The organism is Planococcus sp. SSTMD024 (genome assembly GCF_041320495.1).
Classification (GTDB): Bacteria; Bacillota; Bacilli; order Bacillales_A; family Planococcaceae; genus Planococcus.
This window is the reverse complement of sequence record NZ_JBGGNS010000018.1, coordinates 50,112-68,750: the sequence shown is the minus strand read 5'-3', so window position 1 is coordinate 68,750 and position 18,639 is coordinate 50,112. Positions and strand designations below refer to the sequence as shown.

Below are 18,639 nucleotides of genomic sequence, written 5' to 3'. Positions count from 1 at the left end.
AAAAGCGGCCGCGTGCCGCTTTTTCCAACAGTTTGAGGTGAACAGAAATGGCCAAAGGAGAAGGCAAAGTAATTGCCCAGAATAAAAAAGCGGGATTCGATTTCGCGATTGAAGAAACGATCGAAGCGGGGATTGTCCTGCTCGGTACGGAGATCAAATCCGCAAGAAGCGGGAAAGTACAGATCAAAGATGCATTTGTCCGCATCCGGAACGGGGAAGCCTGGATTTCCAATATGCACATCTCGCCGTATGAGCAAGGCAACCAGTTTAACCACGACCCGCTGCGCTCTCGCAAGCTCTTGCTCCACAAAAAGCAGATCAACGAACTTGTCGGCAAATCGAAAGTCGAAGGGGCGGCAATTATCCCGCTCAAGATGTATTTGAAGGATGGTTATGCCAAAGTCCTGCTCGGCGTCGGTAAAGGGAAGAAGAAATACGACAAGCGCGAAGACTTGAAGAAAAAAGACGCGAAGCGGGCAATCGACCGCGCGATGAAAGAGAGAAGCCGTTAAACTTGAACTCTGACCTGTTTTGTCCTATACTGGTAACAGTACACCGAAGCTAAACCACTTCCGTGTTCTCTTTTAATGAGGGGACGTTACGGATTCGACAGGGATGGTTCGAGCTTGGGTTGCGCGTCGGAGGATCGGCTCCGTCATCAACGTAACTTATAACAACTGGCAAAACTAACAACAACCTAGCATTCGCAGCGTAAGCTCGGATCTGCTTTATGTAACCATCGCCCATGTGGCTGCATAGAGCTCACTTTTAGTGGGATACGGCAGTCAGTGCCGTTTGAGCTGACTGCAAGAGATTCTCGAACTAGCCCTCATGACGCCTGCTTGTCGGCAGATTGAGCGGCGAAACTCCAATAGATAAGCTACACGCGTAGATGCTCAAGTAACGGAGTCTCTGGACGCGGGTTCGACTCCCGCCGTCTCCATAGAACTTTATGGAGTATACGAAACGCCAAAATCCTTTGATAGGATTTTGGCGTTTTTTGTTTTGTGAAAAAAATAATATAAGCACTATCGCTATCGCATAATGCGCATAATATGTCCATATTAAAACTCTTTTAATATAATGATTAAGCGTTCTGAGTCATTATTAAAAAACCCGGCAGCCCCCATTCCAGGAGCTGCCGGGTTTCCGTTGCTATTCTATTTCTTCGTATTATCCACAAATGCCCCGTACTGTCTGCGCTGATGCTGCACGGACAACCATTTCAAGGTAGTGAATTCCTCAAGAACCCATTCGCCGTTAAAGCGGCCGAGGCCGGAGTCTTTCTCGCCGCCGAATGGCATATGCGCTTCGTCGTTGACCGGTTGGTCGTTGACGTGGATCATGCCCGTGTGGATCTGGTGGGCGATGTTCGTTGCGTGTTCGATATTCGCGGAATGCACGGCACCGCTCAAACCGAACGGGTATTCATTGGCCTGTTCGATCACTTCCTCGTCGCTATTAAACGGAATGAGGATCGCGACAGGGCCGAAGATTTCGTTTTCCGCGAGCGGCATGTCATTCGTGACGCCGGTCAAGACTGTCGGCTGGAGGACATTGCCGTCTGCTTTGCCGCCGAGGCGAATCTTCGCGCCTTGTTCAACCGTGGCGTCGATGTCTTTTAGGATACGGTCGACTTGGTCGCGGTTGATGAGCGGCCCGACTTGCGTATCCTCTTCGGCAGGGTTGCCGTATTTCAACTTGCCGGCACGTTCGATGAACTGCTCAGCAAATTGGTCGTAGATATCCTGGTGCACAAAAATGCGGTTGACGGACATGCAAATCTGGCCTTGGTGATAGAACTTCCCGAATAGGGCAGAGTCCACTGCCTGGTCGATATCGGCATCATTCAGCACGATGAAATTGTTATTGCCGCCGAGTTCCAGGGCGGTTTTTTTCAATGCGCCGCCTGCAAGTTCACCGATGTGTTTCCCGACAGGCGTCGAGCCGGTAAATGAAATAAGGCGAGGCGTCGGGTGGGTGACGATGTCATCGCCGATTTCAGACCCTCTGCCGACCACGACGTTGAGCAAGCCTTTAGGCAGCCCGGCTGCTTCAAACAGGCTCGCGAACAATAGCCCGCCGGTAACCGGCGTATCGGTTGCGGGTTTGATGACGACGGCATTGCCAGTGGCGAGTGCCGGCGCGATCGAGCGGATCGCCAAATGGAACGGGAAGTTCCACGGGCTGATGATGCCGATGACGCCAAGCGGGTTACGGTAGACACGGTTTTCTTTGCCCGGTTGCTGGGAAGGCATAATTTTTCCTTCCATGCGGAACGGGAAGGTCGCTGCTTCTTTTAAGATGTTCATCGAGGCACCGAATTCGACCGTCGCTTTGATCTTCGTGCTGCCGGCTTCTTTGATGAGCCAGTCGATGATCAATTCTTTATTTTCCTTCATCACTTCGATGGCTTTTTCCATGACCGCTTGTTTCGCCTGCGGCAATTCCTTTGCCCATTCGAGTTGTGCGGTTTCGGCCGCTTTATAGGCAGCATCCAGATCATTCTTATCGGCGGCTTGTGTCGTGACCAATTCCTCGCCGGTGAAGGGGTTGGTGTTTTTCATTAGGCTGTCGCTGGACCCGGAAGTCCATTCGCCGTTTATAAAAATCTTGGAAAAATCGGTTTTCATTTAAATCGTCTCCATTCATTTTCTTAAGGCTGTTGTCTCGGGCGGATCAGGATTTCGTTGACGTCGACGTGTGATGGCTGCTCGACGGCATAGGCAATGGCATTCGCGATATCCCGGGCTTGCAGCGGCTCCATGGACATGCTCTTGAAGTTGTCGAGTACATCATCATCGGTGATGGTATTCGTCAATTCGGTTGCGACTGCACCCGGCGACACGATGGTCACGCGGATTTCGTGCGCTGGGTCGATTTCCTGGCGCAATCCGTCGGAAATGGCGCGTACCGCATATTTCGTTCCGCTGTATACGGCGCTGCCTTTCATCACTTGATGACCTGCTACTGAGGATACATTGATGATATGGCCGGATTTTTGCTCTTCCATGATCGGGAGAACAGCCGCGATTCCGTAAAGAACCCCTTTGATGTTGACATCGACCATCTTGTCCCATTCATCGATTTTCAGCTTATTCATAAAGGATAGCGGCATGAGTCCCGCATTATTGACCAGTACATCAATGCGGCCGGTTTTCTCAAGTGTCGCTTGTGCTAGTGATTTCATTTCATCTGCTGAAGTCACGTCTGTCACTTTGTAATCGGCGCTTCCGCCTTCAGCTTCGATTTCTTTTTTTAGTTCCACCAGACGCTCTTCGCGCCGTGCAGCGAGCATGACGTGGTAGCCTTTTGCTGCCAGTTCCTTTGCAGTAGCTTGACCGATACCACTGCTTGCCCCGGTGATGATTGCGGTATTTTTCTGTGTCATATCTATTCAGCTCCAGTTCTGTTTGTAAGTGATAGCAAAAATGTCCTGAAATAAAGACATCTTATCTCCTTACCCGCAATAATGGCTTGTCTAAACAAACGCTGCTCATGCAATATTGCATGCTACGTCTCCAGCCGTTTCGGCTAACGGGATGTGACCAAATGGCTTGAAAAGGGATGGGGGAATTTTAGTGATTGAGACATAATGTCATCCATGGGCATTCCAACGATTTCCATGGGCAGTTGGTCTTATTTTCCATTGTTTCATTCCATAGGGCGATGGGTATTTGATATTGAACCTAAGCGCTTTAGTTGATACATAATTCAGACAGTTGACAAGCGCGCCAATGTTCCGTAGCGTTATATCTTGTGAAGAAATTCAAAGGAGGAGACTATATGAAGAAAGTAACAAACGTGTTTTGGATCGCGATTGTTCTAATTGCTTTGGCAGTTGGCTACGGTGCGCTTGCTCCAGAACATTTTGCGGAAGTTACCGGCAATATGGAATCATTCCTGACGACTTCGTTCGGTTGGTATTATTTATTGATCGTTTCAGTAATGGTTCTGTTTTGCCTATACTTCCTTGTCAGCCCAATGGGGCAGATTCGCTTAGGGAAAGACACGGACAAGCCGGAGTATTCATTTGCAACTTGGATTGCGATGCTGTTTTCAGCGGGCATGGGTATCGGGCTCGTATTCTGGGGTGCGGCAGAGCCGCTTTCGCATTTCGCGATCGACCCGGCGACAGCTGAGCCGGGATCTCAGGAAGCGTTCCGGGAATCCATGCGTTTTACATTTTTCCACTGGGGCATCCATGCTTGGTCGATTTACGCAGTAGTGGCGTTATCGCTGGCATACTTCCAATTCCGTAAAGGTGAACCGGGGCTCATTTCCTCAACGCTTCGCCCCTTGTTTGGCGACCGCATGAAAGGCCCTTGGGGTGTTCTTGTCGATGTTATCGCCGTATTCGCAACAGCGGTCGGCGTAGCGACGACGCTTGGCTTCGGTGCTATTCAAATCAACGGAGGGCTCGCTTATTTGTTTGACGGCATTCCAGGAGATAGCTTGGTCACGCAAATCATCATCATTGCAGTCGTGACCGTGCTGTTCATGGTATCGTCTTGGTCAGGCATCAGCAAAGGAATCAAGTACTTGTCGAATACAAATATGGTGCTTGCGATCACCTTGCTGATACTGGTCATCGTTCTTGGGCCTACCTTATTGATTTTCAATATGTTCACTGATTCAATCGGAAGCTATTTCCAGAACTTGATCAATATGAGTTTCCGTTCTGCCCCAATCAATGGGGAAAACCGGTCATGGATTGATGGCTGGACGATCTTCTATTGGGCTTGGTGGATTTCTTGGTCGCCGTTTGTCGGGATTTTCATCGCCCGCGTATCCAAAGGCCGGACCATCCGCGAATTCCTGTTTGGCGTCTTGCTCATTCCGACGTTCATCAGCTTTATCTGGTTCGCGGCATTTGGCACGACGGCAATCGATGTGCAAAGCAGCGGTGTTGATTTGACAGGATTGTTGACAGAAGAAACTTTGTTTGCGGTGTTCAATGAATTGCCGCTGGGCATGTTGATGTCCATTGTCGCGGTACTGCTCATTTCAACATTCTTCATCACATCCGCCGACTCAGCAACATTCGTTCTCGGCATGCAAACTTCAAACGGATCGCTGGACCCAGCGAATGCCGTGAAACTGACATGGGGGATTGCGCAATCGACCATCGCGGTCATCCTGCTCTTCGCAGGGGGGCTCGGGTCCTTGCAGACGGCATTGATCATCGCCGCCTTCCCGTTCTCGTTCATCATGCTATTGATGATGGCGTCGTTCTATAAAGCCTTGAACCTCGAATACAAAGCAATCAAGCGCAAACGATAAGCTATTAAAAGATGCTGAACTAGAGGATAGCTTTCTATTTGTAAAAGTGAGCAAAGGCTTATCCTGTATAAAAAATTCAGTGAACTGTCTAAGTGTTTGGAGAAGCGTTTGCTTGTAAAACCTTCTGCTCAATAATGCTGCGCATTACTTCGCAAAGATAAGTTCTCACGTAGTTCGACCTTATCTTTCCTGTGGGAGCAGCGAAGCGACGGGTTTGAGAGACCCCGCAGGCAATGAATGAGCGAAGCATCGCTGAGTCTAATCATTTGCGACGCATCTGCCATGCAGATGTGAGAGCACGAAGATTTCGAAGCGGTTGAGGAGGCTCGATTCCCGCCCCACGGAAAGCAAGCAAATAGCTTCGGAAAACACAGAACGAAAAGGGTGCCGGAAGTCCGGCACCCTTTTTCTATGGAAAGTCGCGTATAATGGATAATGGAAATCGTGTTGAATGGAGGAGTATTTTTTGGAGAAACCACATATTATGCTAGTCGACGGGATGGCGGTATTGTTCCGTTCGTATTTTGCAACAGCGGGTGTCGGACAGTTCTTCCGTACAGAAAGCGGGCTCGCCACTAACGGGGTACAAGGATTCGCGCGCCACGTGCTCACCGCTAAGTCATTGATGAAGCCGACCCATATCGCCGTTTGCTGGGATATGGGGGCGCATACGTTCCGTACGGACTTATTCGATGGCTATAAAGCGAACCGACCGGCGCCGCCTGAAGATATGGTGCATCAATTCGATCAGGCACGGGAAGTGTCCGAGCTTCTCGGCTGGAAAAACTACGGGGAGAAAGGCATCGAAGCGGATGATTTTATCGGGTCGTTTACGAAAAAATGGCCGGACGAAGCGGATTATACAATCATCACTGGCGATAAGGATATGCTTCAGCTATTGAATCCATCGGTCAAGATCGCCTTTATGAAAAAAGGCTTCCATATCTACGATCTTTACACCGATGCGCGCTTCCGGGATGAGTATGATATCTTGCCAGGCCAGTTCGCCGATGTGAAAGCATTCATGGGCGACCCGAGCGATGGCTATCCGGGCGTCAAAGGCATCGGGCCGAAGACGGCGCTCCAATTGATCCAGCGCTTTGGTTCGGTCGAAGGCGTCCTGGAACATCTCGAGGAACTGAAGCCGGCACAAAAAAAGAAAATTGAAGAGCATCAGGATATGCTCGCGCTATCGAAAAAGCTGGCAGTCATCAAAGACGACCTCCAGCTCGATGTGGCACTCGAGGAAATCGCAGTGCCTGATTATTCTTCTGATTTGGTAAAGGTATGCGACGAGCGCGAATTTCGCCTGCTCGCAAGGCTCTTGGAAAAATCATTCATTTAACTTTTGCCACCGGTGAAATCCGGATGAAACTCAACACGCCCCGGTTTTCACGGAACGACACCGCCCGCAACTTGCTCGGGCGGTTTTTTTGTCCGTTGTCGTGAATATACAGCAACAAATCACCCGCCGTTTCTTCATAGCCGATGAGCGGGACCCAGTGATAAGCGAAAGTGGTTTTCTGGCGCCAGCGTAATGAAAAGTAACGGTCGAATTTCACAGCGAGCGGATAGCCTGCATCCAATTGCTGTTTGATCTGCTCGATCGAGCGAACCCGCTTGATGTCATAGCGCGGCCCGGTAAGTTTTTTCAATCGCCGGATTAGGCAAAAGGCACTCAAGCCGATCGGCGTCGTTCCGAGCTTTTTATAAAGCAGCCCGACCCCCGGTGCAGTGCCTTCGTGGTAGCGGAGGATGGAGGCAGCAGTGACCGGCCCGCATGCAGAAGCACGGTAGGCTGCCGGTACATGTTCAGCGTATTGGCTCATAGCTTGAAAAGGGAGCAGCACTTTCATGATCCATCCTCCTAAAAAAACTTCAGCGCAGTTTGGCTTCTCGTTCATCGAGCAAAGTTTGCAAAGCGCTGCGGAATGTCGTGTAGACTTCCAATTCGACCTGAATGCCTGCGTGGACAATTTCCCTGACAAAACGCGGGTTGAAGCCGACATAAATGCCGCGCAAGCCCATCAATTTCAGGGCACTGTTCAATTGAGTCAGTTCGAGTGCAAGCTCATTGAAATCAAATGACTGGACGTCTTGCATCGTCACGCCAGTGAAGTCGAAGACCACTTGTTCTGTATCGCGGTGGCTATCGGCGTAATCGAGGACTTTCGTCCGGATTGTTTCGAAACGGTCGCGGAAGATGTATCCGGCAATCGGCACGAGAATGGTATTCGGGACAATCGATGGGATGATCGGTGCCGACATATTGTAAATGACGTCTTGGTAATACGCCACAAGTTCCTGCAATTCCTTGATTTCTTGTTGTGAATCCATTTCGGCACCTCTGCTTTATAGTATTAGTGAATGTTTCGGGTTTTCGCCTTTAAGCTTTTTGTTCTTCCAGGAAGTGGATGACAGAAGCGGGGGTCTTGGCGTTGGCACTATGGAGATGCGCTTGTTTTACGCCGTCCTTGAAGATCAATAGGCTCGGGATGCCCATCACTTCATGTTGCTCTGCGATTTCCGGCAGTTCGTCGCGGTTGACGTCAAACCATTGGTAATTGTCGTATTGTTCGATGATCGGGTCGATGAACATGTCCATGCGCGTGCAGTCAGGGCACCAGCCGGCCTGGAATTTCACGATGACCGGTTCGCCGTTTTGGATTGTATCGTTGAACTGTTCAGTAGTTTTTAGGGATTTCATTGAATTGCCTCCTTTAATAGTCTTTTTAATTTTACCCTTTTTTTGCTTTGTCTCCAAGCACTTGGATAAATGCGGCAGAAAAATCTTCCGATTAAATATTGCGAAAATAGGAAAAATAATTTACACTAAGAACGAGAAGGAAAGTATTTCTTTTTTTTACCCAGAAAATGAATGAGTGTTCATTCAAAAATAGGAGGGTTTGCTCGTGTCATACAAAATCAAAAAAGCGGCCGTGCTCGGATCGGGCGTCATGGGATCTGGAATCGCAGCTCATTTAGCCAATATCGGAATTCCGGTCATGCTGCTCGACATCGTCCCGAAAGAAGCGACGCAAGAAGAACAAGCGAAAGGGCTGACGCTTGAAGACAAAGCTGTCCGCAACCGGATCGCAGCGACTGCCACTCAAAAACTATTGAAGCAAAAGCCTGCTCCGCTGACGCAAAAGAAAAACTTGCAGCTGATCACGCCAGGCAATTTGGAAGACGATCTCGAGAAACTATCCGAAGTGGATTGGATCATCGAAGTCATTGTGGAAAACCTGGATATCAAGAAATCACTTTATGAAAAGGTGGATGCTGTCAGGAAACCTGGCACGATCATTTCCTCCAATACATCCGGCATCAGCATCAACGCGATGTCAGAAGGGCGCTCGGAAGATTTCCAAAAGCACTTCCTCGGCACCCATTTCTTCAACCCGCCACGCTACTTGAAATTGCTTGAAGTCATCCCGGCAGATGCGACAGCTCCGGAAGTCGTTGAATTCATGCAGCAATTCGGCGAAGACCGCCTGGGCAAAGGCGTCGTCCTGGCAAAAGACACACCGAACTTCATCGCCAACCGCATCGGCACATACGGCTTGCTCGTCACAGTGCGCGAAATGCAAAACCGCGGCTATTCAGTCGGCGAAGTGGATTCCGTTACGGGCCCATTGATCGGCCGCCCGAAATCCGCTACCTTCCGCACTTTGGATGTAGTTGGGCTTGATACATTCATGCATGTCTCGAAAAATGTCTACGACCAAACAGAAGGCGAAGAGCAGCAAGTGTTCGATACGCCTGAGTTTATGAAGAAGATGGTCGAAAACGGCTGGATCGGTGCCAAAGCGAAGCAAGGCTTTTTCCAGAAAAAAGACAAGGAAATCCTCGAACTCGACCCCGAAACGATGGAATACCGCCCATCGCAAAAATTGAAAACGCCTTCACAGGAGATGGCCAAGCAGCAAAAAGGCTTGTCCTCAAAAATGAAGACGCTCGTTTACGCAGATGACCGCACAGGCGAATTGCTGTGGAGCATTCTCGCTCCGACACTCGTCTACTCTGCACAATTGCACGGCGAGATTGCAGACGACATCGTCGCCATCGACAATGCCATGAAATGGGGCTTCGGCTGGGAACAGGGGCCGTTTGAAGTATGGGACGCAATCGGCGTCAAGCAGTCGACAGAAAAAATGGCCGCACAAGGCTTGGAAGTGCCGGCATTTGCACAAGCGCTATTGGACAAAGGTTTTGATTCCTTCTATAAAGAAGAGAACGGCGACCTGTACTATTTCGACGGGACAGATTATCAGCCCGTTCCGGTCAATGAAAAAGTGATCGATTTGAAGCGCTACAAGAAAAAGCACGGCGTCATCAAATCGAATTCCGGCGCAAGCTTGATCGATCTTGGAGACGGCATCGCATTACTCGAATTCCATTCACGTTCGAATGCGATCGGGCTCGATATTATGCAGATGATCAATTTCTCGGTAGACGAAGTTGAGAAAAACTACAAAGGGCTCGTCATCGGCAACCAAGGCAAGAACTTCTGTGTCGGCGCCAACCTTGGCATGATTTTGATGGAAGCGCAAGACGATAATATCTTTGAACTGGATTTGACGATCCGCACCTTCCAGAACGCCATGCTGAAATTGAAATACAGCTCGAAGCCGGTCGTTGCGGCACCATTCGGCATGACGCTCGGCGGCGGGGCAGAAGTCATCCTGCCGGCAGCACGCGTACAGGCATCCATGGAAACGTATATGGGCTTGGTTGAAGCAGGCGTCGGGCTCATTCCAGGCGGCGGCGGAAACAAGGAATTGTATATGAAACAATTGAAAGGCTTGCCGAATCATGTCACGGCTGACTATGTCAACTTGGCAGCGGGCGTATTCGAATCGATCGCGACCGCCAAAGTATCGACATCGGCAGACGAAGCACGCGAAAACAATTTCCTGAACTTTGTTGATGGCATCAGCGTCAATAGCGACCACCTGATCTACGATGCGAAGCAATTGGCATTGTCGCTCCATGATAATGGCTACCAGGCACCGAGAAGGGAAGAAGTGCCGGTCGCAGGGGAAGCGGGTTATGCGGCGATGCTGCTCGGGGCGGAAGGCATGCTATTGTCGGGCTATATCAGCGAACACGATATGAAAATCGCAAAAAAACTGGCTTATGTATTATCAGGCGGCAAGCTACCGTACGGCACGAAAGTCGATGAGCAGTATTTGCTCGATTTGGAACGCGAAGCCTTCCTGAGCCTGGTTGCTGAACCGAAATCACAGCAGCGCATGCAGCATATGCTTGTCAAAGGGAAGCCATTACGCAATTGATTGCCGATTAGATAGAGGAGGAAATGATATGCGCGAAGCAGTAATTGTGGCCGGAGCCAGAACACCGGTCGGAAAAGCGAAAAAAGGTTCTCTTGCCTCGGTGCGCCCGGATGATTTCGGGGCACTCGTCGTACGGGAAACATTGAAGCGGGCTGGATACGACGGCCCTATTGACGATTTGATTATGGGGTGCGCCATGCCAGAAGCAGAGCAAGGCATGAACATTGCCCGCAATATCGGGGCACTTGCAGGGCTACCGGATACGACGCCGGCCGTTACCGTCAACCGCTTTTGTTCATCAGGCTTGCAGTCGATCGCTTATGCCGCTGAACGCATCATGGTCGGCCACGCTGAAGCGATCGTTGCCGGCGGCGTTGAATCGATGAGCATGGTGCCAATGATGGGCAATGTGCTGCGTCCGAACGCCAAAATCGCGGAAACCGCTCCGCAATATTACATGAGCATGGGCCATACGGCAGAACAAGTAGCGACGCAATACGGCGTCAGCCGCGAAGACCAGGATGCATTTGCGGTCCGGTCCCACGAAAATGCAGCTAAGGCTATCGAAAAAGGCCACTTCGTCGATGAAATCGTCCCGGTCGAAGTGATCCAGCGCTATGTCGATAGCCAGAATAAATACCAGGAAAAATCGTTCATGTTTGAAATGGATGAAGGGGTGCGCCACGGCACATCCATCCAGACACTCAATAAATTGCGCGCCGCATTCTCGGCGCGCGGCACGGTCACAGCGGGCAACTCTTCCCAAACTTCTGACGGCGCAGGTTCAGTGCTCGTCATGGACCGTGAAAAAGCGGAAGCGCTAGGCCTCAAGCCGATCGCGAAATTCCGTTCATTCGCAACAGGCGGCGTTCCGCCGGAAGTCATGGGCATCGGCCCGGTCGTCGCGATTCCGAAAGCCTTGAAACTTGCCGGCTTGACGAAAGACGATATCGACGTCTGGGAACTGAACGAAGCCTTCGCTTCCCAGTCGCTCGGCGTTATCCGCGAGCTTGGCTTGGACATGGACAAGATCAATTTGAACGGCGGCGCCATCGCACTCGGCCATCCGCTCGGCGCGACAGGCTCGATTTTGACTTTGCGCATGCTCAGCGAATTGAAGCGCCAGAACAAACAATTCGGCGTCGTCACGATGTGCATTGGCGGCGGAATGGGCGCAGCCGGCGTCTTCGAAATGTTGTAAAGAGAACTTCACAGAGTGTGAAAGTAATAAAAACTTTTTTAGTCACAACAACTTAATATTCAATGCATAAAAGGAGAGCTATCTAGTAGTTTGGAGAAGAGTCCGCTCGACTCCTGTGGACAAGCGAGACGGCCGAGACCCCGCAAGGCGCGAAGCGACTGAGGAGGCTTGGCCGCGAGCCCACGGAAAGCGAGCGGTAAGCTTCGGAAAACTATAGGTATTACAAATCTCTCTATAGTTAGAGCTTTCTCAAAGGATTCAATCAAACGATAAATTGGGAGGAATGGAAAATGGAACAAGAAAAAACATTGATCAAAGGCGGAAGCTTCTTGATCGAAGATGCAGACCTATCGCGCGTGTTCACGCCGGAAGATTTCACGGAAGAGCATAAAATGATCGCCAAGACGACTGAGGATTATGTCAACACGGAAGTCATGCCTTTGGTCGAAAACCTGGAGAACCACGAATTCGAGCATTCCGTCAAGCTCTTGAAAAAAGCGGGCGAACTTGGCCTCCTCGGTGCAGACGTCCCTGAACAATATGACGGGCTCGGGCTCGACAAAATCGCCTCGGCTTTGATTGCGGAGAAAATGTCCAAAGCGGGCGGCTTCTCCATCACGCACGGCGCGCACGTCGGAATCGGATCGCTGCCGATCGTCTTGTTCGGTAACGAAGAACAGAAAAAGAAATACTTGCCGGTCCTTGCGACAGGCGAGAAAATCGCCGCTTACGCATTGACTGAGCCGAGCTCCGGGTCGGATGCTTTGGGCGCGAAAACCGTGGCGAAACTGAACGAAGCGGGTACGCATTACATCTTGAACGGCGAAAAACAATGGATCACGAACGCAGGGTTCGCGGACGTCTTCGTTGTCTATGCGAAAATCGATGGCGAACAGTTCTCTGCCTTTATCGTCGAGCGCGATTTCGGGGGCGTATCGGTCGGGCCGGAAGAAAAGAAAATGGGCATCAAATCGTCTTCTACGCGTACATTGATCTTGGAAGATGCGGAAGTGCCTGTGGAAAACCTTCTCGGCGAAGCAGGGCGCGGACACATCATCGCCTTCAACATCCTGAACATCGGGCGCTACAAACTCGGCGTCGGCACAATCGGCGCATCCAAACGCGCTATGGAATTGACGATTCCTTACACGAACCAGCGCCAGCAATTCAAGACGCCGATCTCTTCTTTCAACTTAACAAAAGAGAAATTGGCGACAATGGCATCCAAATTGTATGCCGTTGAAAGTTCAGTGTACCGCACAGTAGGATTGTTTGAAGACCGCATGAGCGGATTCACGGATGAGCAGCAGGCGGACGGCAAACTGGTTGCGGATTCCATCGCGGAATTTGCCATTGAATGTTCATTGAATAAATTCTTCGGAACGGAAACTTTGGATTATATTGTCGATGAAGGGGTCCAGCTTCACGGCGGCTACGGCTTTATGCAGGAATATGAAATCGAGCGCATCTACCGTGATTCCCGCATCAACCGGATCTTCGAAGGAACAAACGAAATCAACCGCCTGCTCGTACCGGGCACGCTGCTCCGAAAAGCGATGAAAGGCGAATTGCCGCTATTGCAACATGCGCAAGCTTTGCAGGAAGAACTGTTGATGATGATGCCGGAAGAAGTTGGAACGGAAGCCTTGGCGCAGGAAAAAGTATTGGTGAAGAACGCCAAGAAAATCGCCATCCTCGCTGCCGGACTTGCCGCACAGACTTACGGCAAGAAACTCGAAGCGGAGCAGGAAGTGCTCGTGAACATCGCGGATATCGTCAGCAATGTCTTCGCGATGGAATCAGTCGTCTTGCGCACAGAAAAAGCCATCGCGGCAAGCGGCGAAGAAAAAGCGAAGCAGAAACTTCTCTACACGCAGATCTTCTGCCAGGAAGCTTTGGAAGAAATCGAAAAAGATGCGAAAGAAACCTTGATCGCAGCAATCGATGGCGACAACCAGCGCATGATGCTGTCCGCACTCCGCAAGTTGACGCGTTCAACGCCGTATAACTTGATCGCGAAAAAACGCGAAGCATCCGAAAAATTGATCAATGTAGAAAAATACGTCGTCTAATAGATTGCACAAAACAGGAAGGGTTTCCCCTTCCTGTTTTTCTATAGTGTTGAATAATTTTATGGTTCGCTATTAATTGTGAGTAAGGCCACCTTTTTCTACATTCAACAATCAATGATCTCTCTAAGTATTTGAAGAAGCGTTCGCTCGACTCCAGTGGATCAGCGAGACGACCGAGACCCCGCAAGGCGCAAAGCGACTGAGGAGGCTTGGACGCGAGCCCACGGAAAGCGAGCGATAAGCTTCGGAAAATACGACTTCTTTCCGTTCTTTATTGGGATAAATACCAACCTCTCACGAGTCGACTGCTCCGGGGCATTTTGATATGCTTGATTTACAAGACAGGAGGAGATTTGATGATCCAGTATTATGCTTACCCAAAATGCTCGACTTGCCAAAAAGGCAAGAAATGGCTCGAGGCGAACGGTGCGGAGTTCGACTATATCGATATCTCGCAAACCCCGCCATCCGCAGCGCAACTGAAAGAAATCCACGAAACGAGCGGCATCGAGCTGAAGAAGTTTTTCAATACGAGCGGCAAGAAATACCGCGAGCTCGAATTGAAGGAAAAGTTGCCGGAAATGTCCGAAGATGAGCAATACGAATTGCTTGCATCGGACGGCATGCTCATCAAACGCCCTCTCGCTTGGGACGGATCGCAAGCGACACTCGGCTTCAAGGAAGAAGCATACGCAAATACATGGAGCTGACAAGTTTGTCATCTTGTTTTTCATCTTTGGTTGTGGCAAACTGAAATTGAGTCAATTACATATTTGGAGGGGTTTGGATGAGCACACCGCAAGAGCTTCGCTATTCAAAAGAACACGAATGGGTCAAAGTCGAAGACGGCAAAGCACGTATCGGCATCACTCATTTCGCGCAAGATGAACTTGGAGACATCGTATTTGTCGAGCTTCCGCAAGTCGGCGACGAGCTTAAAAAAGACGAGCCGTTCGGCAGCGTCGAATCCGTCAAAACAGTGTCGGAATTGTATGCGCCGATCAGCGGGAAAATCGTCGAAGTCAATTCCGAGCTTGAAGACAGCCCGGAATTCGTCAACGAATCACCTTATGAGAAAGCATGGATGGTCGTTGTGGAAGCCCCTTCCGAAGATGAGGTCAATGCATTGATGTCAGCTGACGAATACAAAGAAATGACAAACGAGTAAGTTCTGAAAGCGCCTCTTTTTGGCGCTTTTTTTCATATCTTGTTTCTGGGGGGATACGTATGGAGAAAGTGATAGTGGTGGAAGGAATCAGCGACAAAACCCGGATAGCGCCGTTGATTGCAGAACCCGTGACGATTCTCTGCACAAATGGTACAGTAAGTGCTACAAGACTCGAGGAAATGCTGCTGCCTTTTGAAGGGCAGGACATCATCATCCTGGTCGATGCGGATTCTTCCGGCGACAAATTGCGCAAGCTCATCAAACGCGAGTTTCCGGAAGCCCGCCATTTCCATATCGACCGAAGCTATAAAGAAGTGGCGACGACACCGCTGCGGAAGCTCCTTGACGTGCTGATCGCAGCAGATGTACGGGTCTTAAATCCAGTTGCAGGGAATGACTAACATGAACGAATGGACACATAAAGAATGGCTGAAGGAAAAAAACATGCAGCCTGTTTCAGCATATTATTTGTATACGCCGATGTGCGGCACGTGCCAAGTGGCCAGCAAGATGCTCGGCGTGGTGGCAGAACTTTTGCCAGACCTTCCGATGGGCAAAGCCAATTTGAATTATGTACAGGAAGTGGCAGAACTCTATGAAGTGGAAAGCGTGCCTTGCCTATTGATTTCACAGGACGGCAAAGTGACGGATAAGGTCTATGCCTTCCAATCGGTGCCGTATTTATATGAGAAGTTGAAATCGGTTGACGAATAGAGCCAAGCATGATAAATTTAATTTCTGAAATTAACTTAATAGCGTAACTCTTATAAAGAGAGGTGGAGGGAAGTGCCCGATGAAGCCCGGCAACCGTCATGAAGATGAAATGGTGCCAAGTCACTCAAAGTGCAGACTTTGAAAGATGAGAGAACGGTTTATTGTGTTTACACATGCGCCTTTCTGCTTATCTGAGCAGGAAGGCTTTTTTTATTAGCAAAAGATTTAGGAGAGTGCCCAATCATGATTGAGTTAAAAGGATTGACAAAAATATTCGATACTGGCAAAGCGCGCTTGACGGCTGTCGACCACGTCGACTTAACGGTGCCGGCTGGCGAGATTTTTGGCATCATCGGCTATAGCGGGGCAGGGAAAAGTACCTTGATTCGCCTGCTGAACGGCTTGGAAAAACCGAGCGAAGGTTCCGTGGAGATCAACGGACAGAACATCACGGCGATTTCGGGGCCGAAACTCCGCAAAGCCCGCCAAAAGGTCAGCATGATCTTCCAGCATTTCAATTTACTGTGGTCGCGGACCGTCCGCGAGAACATTGAGTTCCCGCTCGAAATTGCAGGAGTGGGGAAAGAGGAACGGCGCAAACGTTCTGCAGAACTGATCGAACTGGTGGGCCTAGAAGGTCGCGAAAGTGCCTATCCAGCCCAGCTTTCCGGCGGGCAAAAACAGCGCGTCGGCATCGCCCGTGCCCTGGCCAATGATCCGGAAGTCTTGTTATGTGACGAGGCAACTTCGGCACTCGATCCGCAGACGACCGATGCGATTTTGGATTTATTGGTCGACATCAACAAGCGCCTTGGCTTGACGATCGTCTTGATCACACACGAAATGCACGTCATCCGGAAGATCTGCCACCGGGTGGCAGTCATGGAAGGCGGACGCGTCGTTGAACTTGGCGAAGTGCTGCATGTTTTCCAGCATCCGAAAGAAGACATTACGAAGCGTTTTGTCGCCCAGGTGACCGAGACGGAAGATTCCGCAGAGACCGTGCGCCACTTGCGCGAGCAGTATCCGGAAGGGCAATTGGTCAAATTGATCTTCGTCGGGGACCAGGCGGAGCAACCGATCCTGACACGGTTAATCCGGGAATACCAAGTGGAAGTCAATATCGTCCACGGCAATATCTCCCACACGCAGCGCGGAGCTTATGGCACATTGATCCTTCAACTGAAGGGGACAGCAGATGAAATCGCAAAGGCACTTGCCTTCCTCGGTGCACATGATGTACAAACGGAGGTGATGGGCAATGCTTGAGACTTTGTTCCCGAACGTTGATTGGACCGCTATGTGGGAAGCGACACTCGAAACGATTTACATGACGGCTGTGTCTACTTTGTTCACGTTTATCATCGGACTAGTGCTGGGCGTGGTCCTGTTTTTGACTGCACCCAACCAATTATGGGCAAATAAAGTGGTCAACTGGCTGACCGGTGCCTTCGTCAATATATTCCGCTCGATCCCTTTCATCATCTTGATCATTTTGCTTATCCCGTTCACAAAATTCTTGATCGGCAGCATCCGCGGGCCGAACGCTGCGCTCCCGGCATTGATCATCGGGGCTGCTCCGTTCTATGCTCGCATGGTGCTGATTGCCTTGAAAGAAATCGACAAAGGCGTCATTGAAGCTGCGCGCTCGATGGGAGCGACAACGTGGACAATCATCCGCAAGGTACTGCTTCCTGAATCCAAACCCGCTTTGATCTCCGGAATCACCGTAACCGCTATCGCCTTGGTTGGATATACAGCTATGGCGGGCATCATCGGCGCTGGAGGGCTCGGGACGCTTGCGTTCTTGGATGGATTCCAAAGAAGTCGTGAAGACGTAACTCTCGTCTCGACGATCTTAATTTTAGTCATCGTCTTCGCCGTCCAATTTGTCGGTGATTTCTTAACCAGCAGATCCGATAAACGTTAGTTCGTCTTTGCCAGTTTGACTGATTAAAAATGGGCGTCATTGCCTGTCATTATATAAAACTACATTTAATAGAAGAAAAGGGGAATTTTGTAATGAAAAAATTAGTATTCGGTTCATTTGCGGCAGTGCTGGCATTATCAGCATGTGGCGCTGAAGAAAGCAGCAACGGTGGCGGTTCAGAAGGCGAAACAAGCACTTTGACAGTCGGTGCTTCGAACGTGCCACACGGTGAAATCCTGGAGCAGGCAAAACCAATCCTTGCAGAACAAGGAATTGAGCTTGAAATCGAAACATACCAAGACTATATTCTTCCGAACCAAGATCTGGAATCAGGTGATTTGGACGCCAATTACTATCAACACATTCCTTATTTGGAAGCACAGATTGCTGATCATGGATATGACTTCGCCAACGCTGGTGCGATCCACATCGAGCCAATGGGCATTTACTCCAAAGACATTGCTTCACTTGATGAGATTCCACAAGATGGTACGATCCTGATGAGCAACTCAGTAGCGGAGCACGGTCGTATGCTGTCAATTCTTGAAGCAGAAGGATTGATCAAGCTGGATGAAGAAGTTGAAAAAACGACTGCTGAAGTTAGCGACATCGTTGAAAACGAGAAAAATATCCAGTTTGAAACAGACTATGAGCCGGCATTGCTCGTTCAAATGTACGAAGCTGGTGAAGGCGATGCTGTCTTCATCAACGCCAACTATGCGATCGATGCAGGCCTGAAGCCAATGGAAGATTCCATCGCACTTGAAGGTTCGGATTCTCCATATGCCAACTTGATCGTCGTTCAATCCGGTGATGAAGAAAACGAAGACATCCAAGCACTAGTAGAAGTCTTGACTTCACAAGAAATCCAAGACTTCATCCTTGAAGAATGGGACGGCGCTGTCATCCCTGTGGAACAATAAATCATTGCAACCGATGCATTCCATAATGGAGTGCATCGGTTTTTTTATGTC

18 protein-coding genes, 1 other RNA gene and 1 riboswitch are annotated in these 18,639 nt (G+C 49.9%); of the genes, 14 read left to right on the top strand and 5 right to left on the bottom strand.

Annotated features, from left to right (window positions below; all coding sequences use genetic code 11):
* Positions 1–47 precede the first annotated feature (47 nt).
* Both smpB and ssrA read left to right on the top strand, forming a co-directional pair.
* Complete coding sequence (gene smpB, locus AB9R92_RS03265; protein WP_370668088.1) at positions 48–512, top strand: SsrA-binding protein SmpB; 465 nt, start codon at positions 48–50, stop codon at positions 510–512.
* Between the two features lie 79 nt (positions 513–591).
* Positions 592–946, top strand: a transfer-messenger RNA (tmRNA) gene (gene ssrA, locus AB9R92_RS03260).
* A gap of 214 nt (positions 947–1,160) precedes the next feature.
* Here ssrA and AB9R92_RS03255 read toward each other — a convergent pair.
* Together AB9R92_RS03255 and AB9R92_RS03250 are read right to left on the bottom strand one after the other, a co-directional pair.
* Positions 1,161–2,633, bottom strand: a complete 1,473-nt coding sequence (locus AB9R92_RS03255; protein WP_370668087.1) for an aldehyde dehydrogenase family protein — start codon at positions 2,631–2,633, stop codon at positions 1,161–1,163.
* A 23-nt stretch (positions 2,634–2,656) separates the two neighbouring features.
* The gene (locus tag AB9R92_RS03250; protein WP_370668086.1) at positions 2,657–3,391 is read right to left on the bottom strand and encodes an SDR family oxidoreductase; all 735 of its coding nucleotides are present in this window, start codon (positions 3,389–3,391) and stop codon (positions 2,657–2,659) included.
* 395 nt (positions 3,392–3,786) lie between these two features.
* Here AB9R92_RS03250 and AB9R92_RS03245 point away from each other — a divergent pair, with 395 nt between their 5' ends.
* Together AB9R92_RS03245 and AB9R92_RS03240 are read left to right on the top strand one after the other, a co-directional pair.
* A complete protein-coding gene (locus AB9R92_RS03245; RefSeq protein WP_370668085.1) occupies positions 3,787–5,283 on the top strand; it encodes a glycine betaine uptake BCCT transporter in 1,497 nt (498 codons plus the stop codon).
* Between the two features lie 466 nt (positions 5,284–5,749).
* Positions 5,750–6,628: a 5'-3' exonuclease gene (locus AB9R92_RS03240; protein WP_370668084.1), complete on the top strand. Its 879-nt coding sequence runs from the start codon at positions 5,750–5,752 to the stop codon at positions 6,626–6,628.
* On the opposite strand, the gene AB9R92_RS03235 is transcribed toward AB9R92_RS03240, so the two are convergent.
* The 3 genes from AB9R92_RS03235 to AB9R92_RS03225 are packed head-to-tail and all read right to left on the bottom strand — an operon-like array spanning position 6,621 to position 7,990.
* Positions 6,621–7,139 carry a C39 family peptidase gene (locus tag AB9R92_RS03235; protein WP_370668083.1) on the bottom strand — a complete coding sequence of 173 codons (519 nt, stop codon included), beginning with the start codon at positions 7,137–7,139 and terminating at the stop codon, positions 6,621–6,623. The two genes, AB9R92_RS03240 and AB9R92_RS03235, sit on opposite strands and share 8 nt — an antisense overlap.
* Before the next feature lie 22 nt (positions 7,140–7,161).
* Complete coding sequence (locus AB9R92_RS03230; RefSeq protein WP_370668082.1) at positions 7,162–7,620, bottom strand: STAS domain-containing protein; 459 nt, start codon at positions 7,618–7,620, stop codon at positions 7,162–7,164.
* A 49-nt stretch (positions 7,621–7,669) separates the two neighbouring features.
* The gene (locus AB9R92_RS03225; protein ID WP_370668081.1) at positions 7,670–7,990 is read right to left on the bottom strand and encodes a thioredoxin family protein; all 321 of its coding nucleotides are present in this window, start codon (positions 7,988–7,990) and stop codon (positions 7,670–7,672) included.
* A 205-nt stretch (positions 7,991–8,195) separates the two neighbouring features.
* On the opposite strand from AB9R92_RS03225, the gene AB9R92_RS03220 reads away from it, so the two are divergent.
* The 10 genes from AB9R92_RS03220 (at position 8,196) to AB9R92_RS03175 (ending at position 18,588) form a co-directional block, all read left to right on the top strand.
* The gene (locus tag AB9R92_RS03220) at positions 8,196–10,580 is read left to right on the top strand and encodes a 3-hydroxyacyl-CoA dehydrogenase/enoyl-CoA hydratase family protein (RefSeq protein ID WP_370668080.1); all 2,385 of its coding nucleotides are present in this window, start codon (positions 8,196–8,198) and stop codon (positions 10,578–10,580) included.
* Positions 10,581–10,608: 28 nt separating this feature from the next.
* A complete protein-coding gene (locus tag AB9R92_RS03215; protein ID WP_370668079.1) occupies positions 10,609–11,781 on the top strand; it encodes an acetyl-CoA C-acetyltransferase in 1,173 nt (390 codons plus the stop codon).
* A 290-nt stretch (positions 11,782–12,071) separates the two neighbouring features.
* Complete coding sequence (locus tag AB9R92_RS03210; protein WP_370668078.1) at positions 12,072–13,853, top strand: acyl-CoA dehydrogenase family protein; 1,782 nt, start codon at positions 12,072–12,074, stop codon at positions 13,851–13,853.
* Positions 13,854–14,206: 353 nt separating this feature from the next.
* Positions 14,207–14,563 (top strand): arsenate reductase family protein, encoded by a 357-nt coding sequence (locus AB9R92_RS03205; RefSeq protein WP_370668077.1) that lies wholly within the window; start codon positions 14,207–14,209, stop codon positions 14,561–14,563.
* A 77-nt stretch (positions 14,564–14,640) separates the two neighbouring features.
* Entirely contained in the window at positions 14,641–15,021 is a 381-nt protein-coding gene (gene gcvH, locus AB9R92_RS03200) for a glycine cleavage system protein GcvH (RefSeq protein ID WP_058381220.1), read from the top strand.
* Between the two features lie 59 nt (positions 15,022–15,080).
* Positions 15,081–15,422, top strand: coding sequence for a toprim domain-containing protein (locus AB9R92_RS03195; protein WP_370668076.1), 342 nt, complete (start codon positions 15,081–15,083; stop codon positions 15,420–15,422).
* A gap of 1 nt (position 15,423) precedes the next feature.
* Complete coding sequence (locus AB9R92_RS03190; RefSeq protein ID WP_370668075.1) at positions 15,424–15,735, top strand: thioredoxin family protein; 312 nt, start codon at positions 15,424–15,426, stop codon at positions 15,733–15,735.
* A 47-nt stretch (positions 15,736–15,782) separates the two neighbouring features.
* A riboswitch (SAM riboswitch) is annotated at positions 15,783–15,887 on the top strand.
* 91 nt (positions 15,888–15,978) lie between these two features.
* Positions 15,979–17,004, top strand: coding sequence for a methionine ABC transporter ATP-binding protein (locus tag AB9R92_RS03185; RefSeq protein ID WP_370668074.1), 1,026 nt, complete (start codon positions 15,979–15,981; stop codon positions 17,002–17,004).
* Positions 16,997–17,665, top strand: a complete 669-nt coding sequence (locus AB9R92_RS03180; RefSeq protein WP_370668073.1) for a methionine ABC transporter permease — start codon at positions 16,997–16,999, stop codon at positions 17,663–17,665. Before AB9R92_RS03185 ends, AB9R92_RS03180 begins: the two co-directional genes overlap by 8 nt.
* Before the next feature lie 92 nt (positions 17,666–17,757).
* On the top strand, positions 17,758–18,588 hold the full coding sequence (locus tag AB9R92_RS03175; RefSeq protein WP_370668072.1) for a MetQ/NlpA family ABC transporter substrate-binding protein: 831 nt from the start codon (positions 17,758–17,760) through the stop codon (positions 18,586–18,588).
* The last annotated feature ends 51 nt before the right edge of the window (positions 18,589–18,639 follow it).

Excerpts from the sequence above, each read along its gene's own strand:
- smpB (WP_370668088.1), top strand. The coding sequence starts at position 48 with ATGGCCAAAGGAGAAGGCAAAGTAATTGCCCAGAATAAAAAAGCGGGA.
- AB9R92_RS03255 (WP_370668087.1), bottom strand. The coding sequence starts at position 2,633 with ATGAAAACCGATTTTTCCAAGATTTTTATAAACGGCGAATGGACTTCC.
- AB9R92_RS03250 (WP_370668086.1), bottom strand. The coding sequence starts at position 3,391 with ATGACACAGAAAAATACCGCAATCATCACCGGGGCAAGCAGTGGTATC.
- AB9R92_RS03245 (WP_370668085.1), top strand. The coding sequence starts at position 3,787 with ATGAAGAAAGTAACAAACGTGTTTTGGATCGCGATTGTTCTAATTGCT.
- AB9R92_RS03235 (WP_370668083.1), bottom strand. The coding sequence starts at position 7,139 with ATGAAAGTGCTGCTCCCTTTTCAAGCTATGAGCCAATACGCTGAACAT.
- AB9R92_RS03230 (WP_370668082.1), bottom strand. The coding sequence starts at position 7,620 with ATGGATTCACAACAAGAAATCAAGGAATTGCAGGAACTTGTGGCGTAT.
- AB9R92_RS03225 (WP_370668081.1), bottom strand. The coding sequence starts at position 7,990 with ATGAAATCCCTAAAAACTACTGAACAGTTCAACGATACAATCCAAAAC.
- AB9R92_RS03215 (WP_370668079.1), top strand. The coding sequence starts at position 10,609 with ATGCGCGAAGCAGTAATTGTGGCCGGAGCCAGAACACCGGTCGGAAAA.
- AB9R92_RS03210 (WP_370668078.1), top strand. The coding sequence starts at position 12,072 with ATGGAACAAGAAAAAACATTGATCAAAGGCGGAAGCTTCTTGATCGAA.
- gcvH (WP_058381220.1), top strand. The coding sequence starts at position 14,641 with ATGAGCACACCGCAAGAGCTTCGCTATTCAAAAGAACACGAATGGGTC.
- AB9R92_RS03195 (WP_370668076.1), top strand. The coding sequence starts at position 15,081 with ATGGAGAAAGTGATAGTGGTGGAAGGAATCAGCGACAAAACCCGGATA.
- AB9R92_RS03190 (WP_370668075.1), top strand. The coding sequence starts at position 15,424 with ATGAACGAATGGACACATAAAGAATGGCTGAAGGAAAAAAACATGCAG.
- AB9R92_RS03185 (WP_370668074.1), top strand. The coding sequence starts at position 15,979 with ATGATTGAGTTAAAAGGATTGACAAAAATATTCGATACTGGCAAAGCG.
- AB9R92_RS03180 (WP_370668073.1), top strand. The coding sequence starts at position 16,997 with ATGCTTGAGACTTTGTTCCCGAACGTTGATTGGACCGCTATGTGGGAA.
- AB9R92_RS03175 (WP_370668072.1), top strand. The coding sequence starts at position 17,758 with ATGAAAAAATTAGTATTCGGTTCATTTGCGGCAGTGCTGGCATTATCA.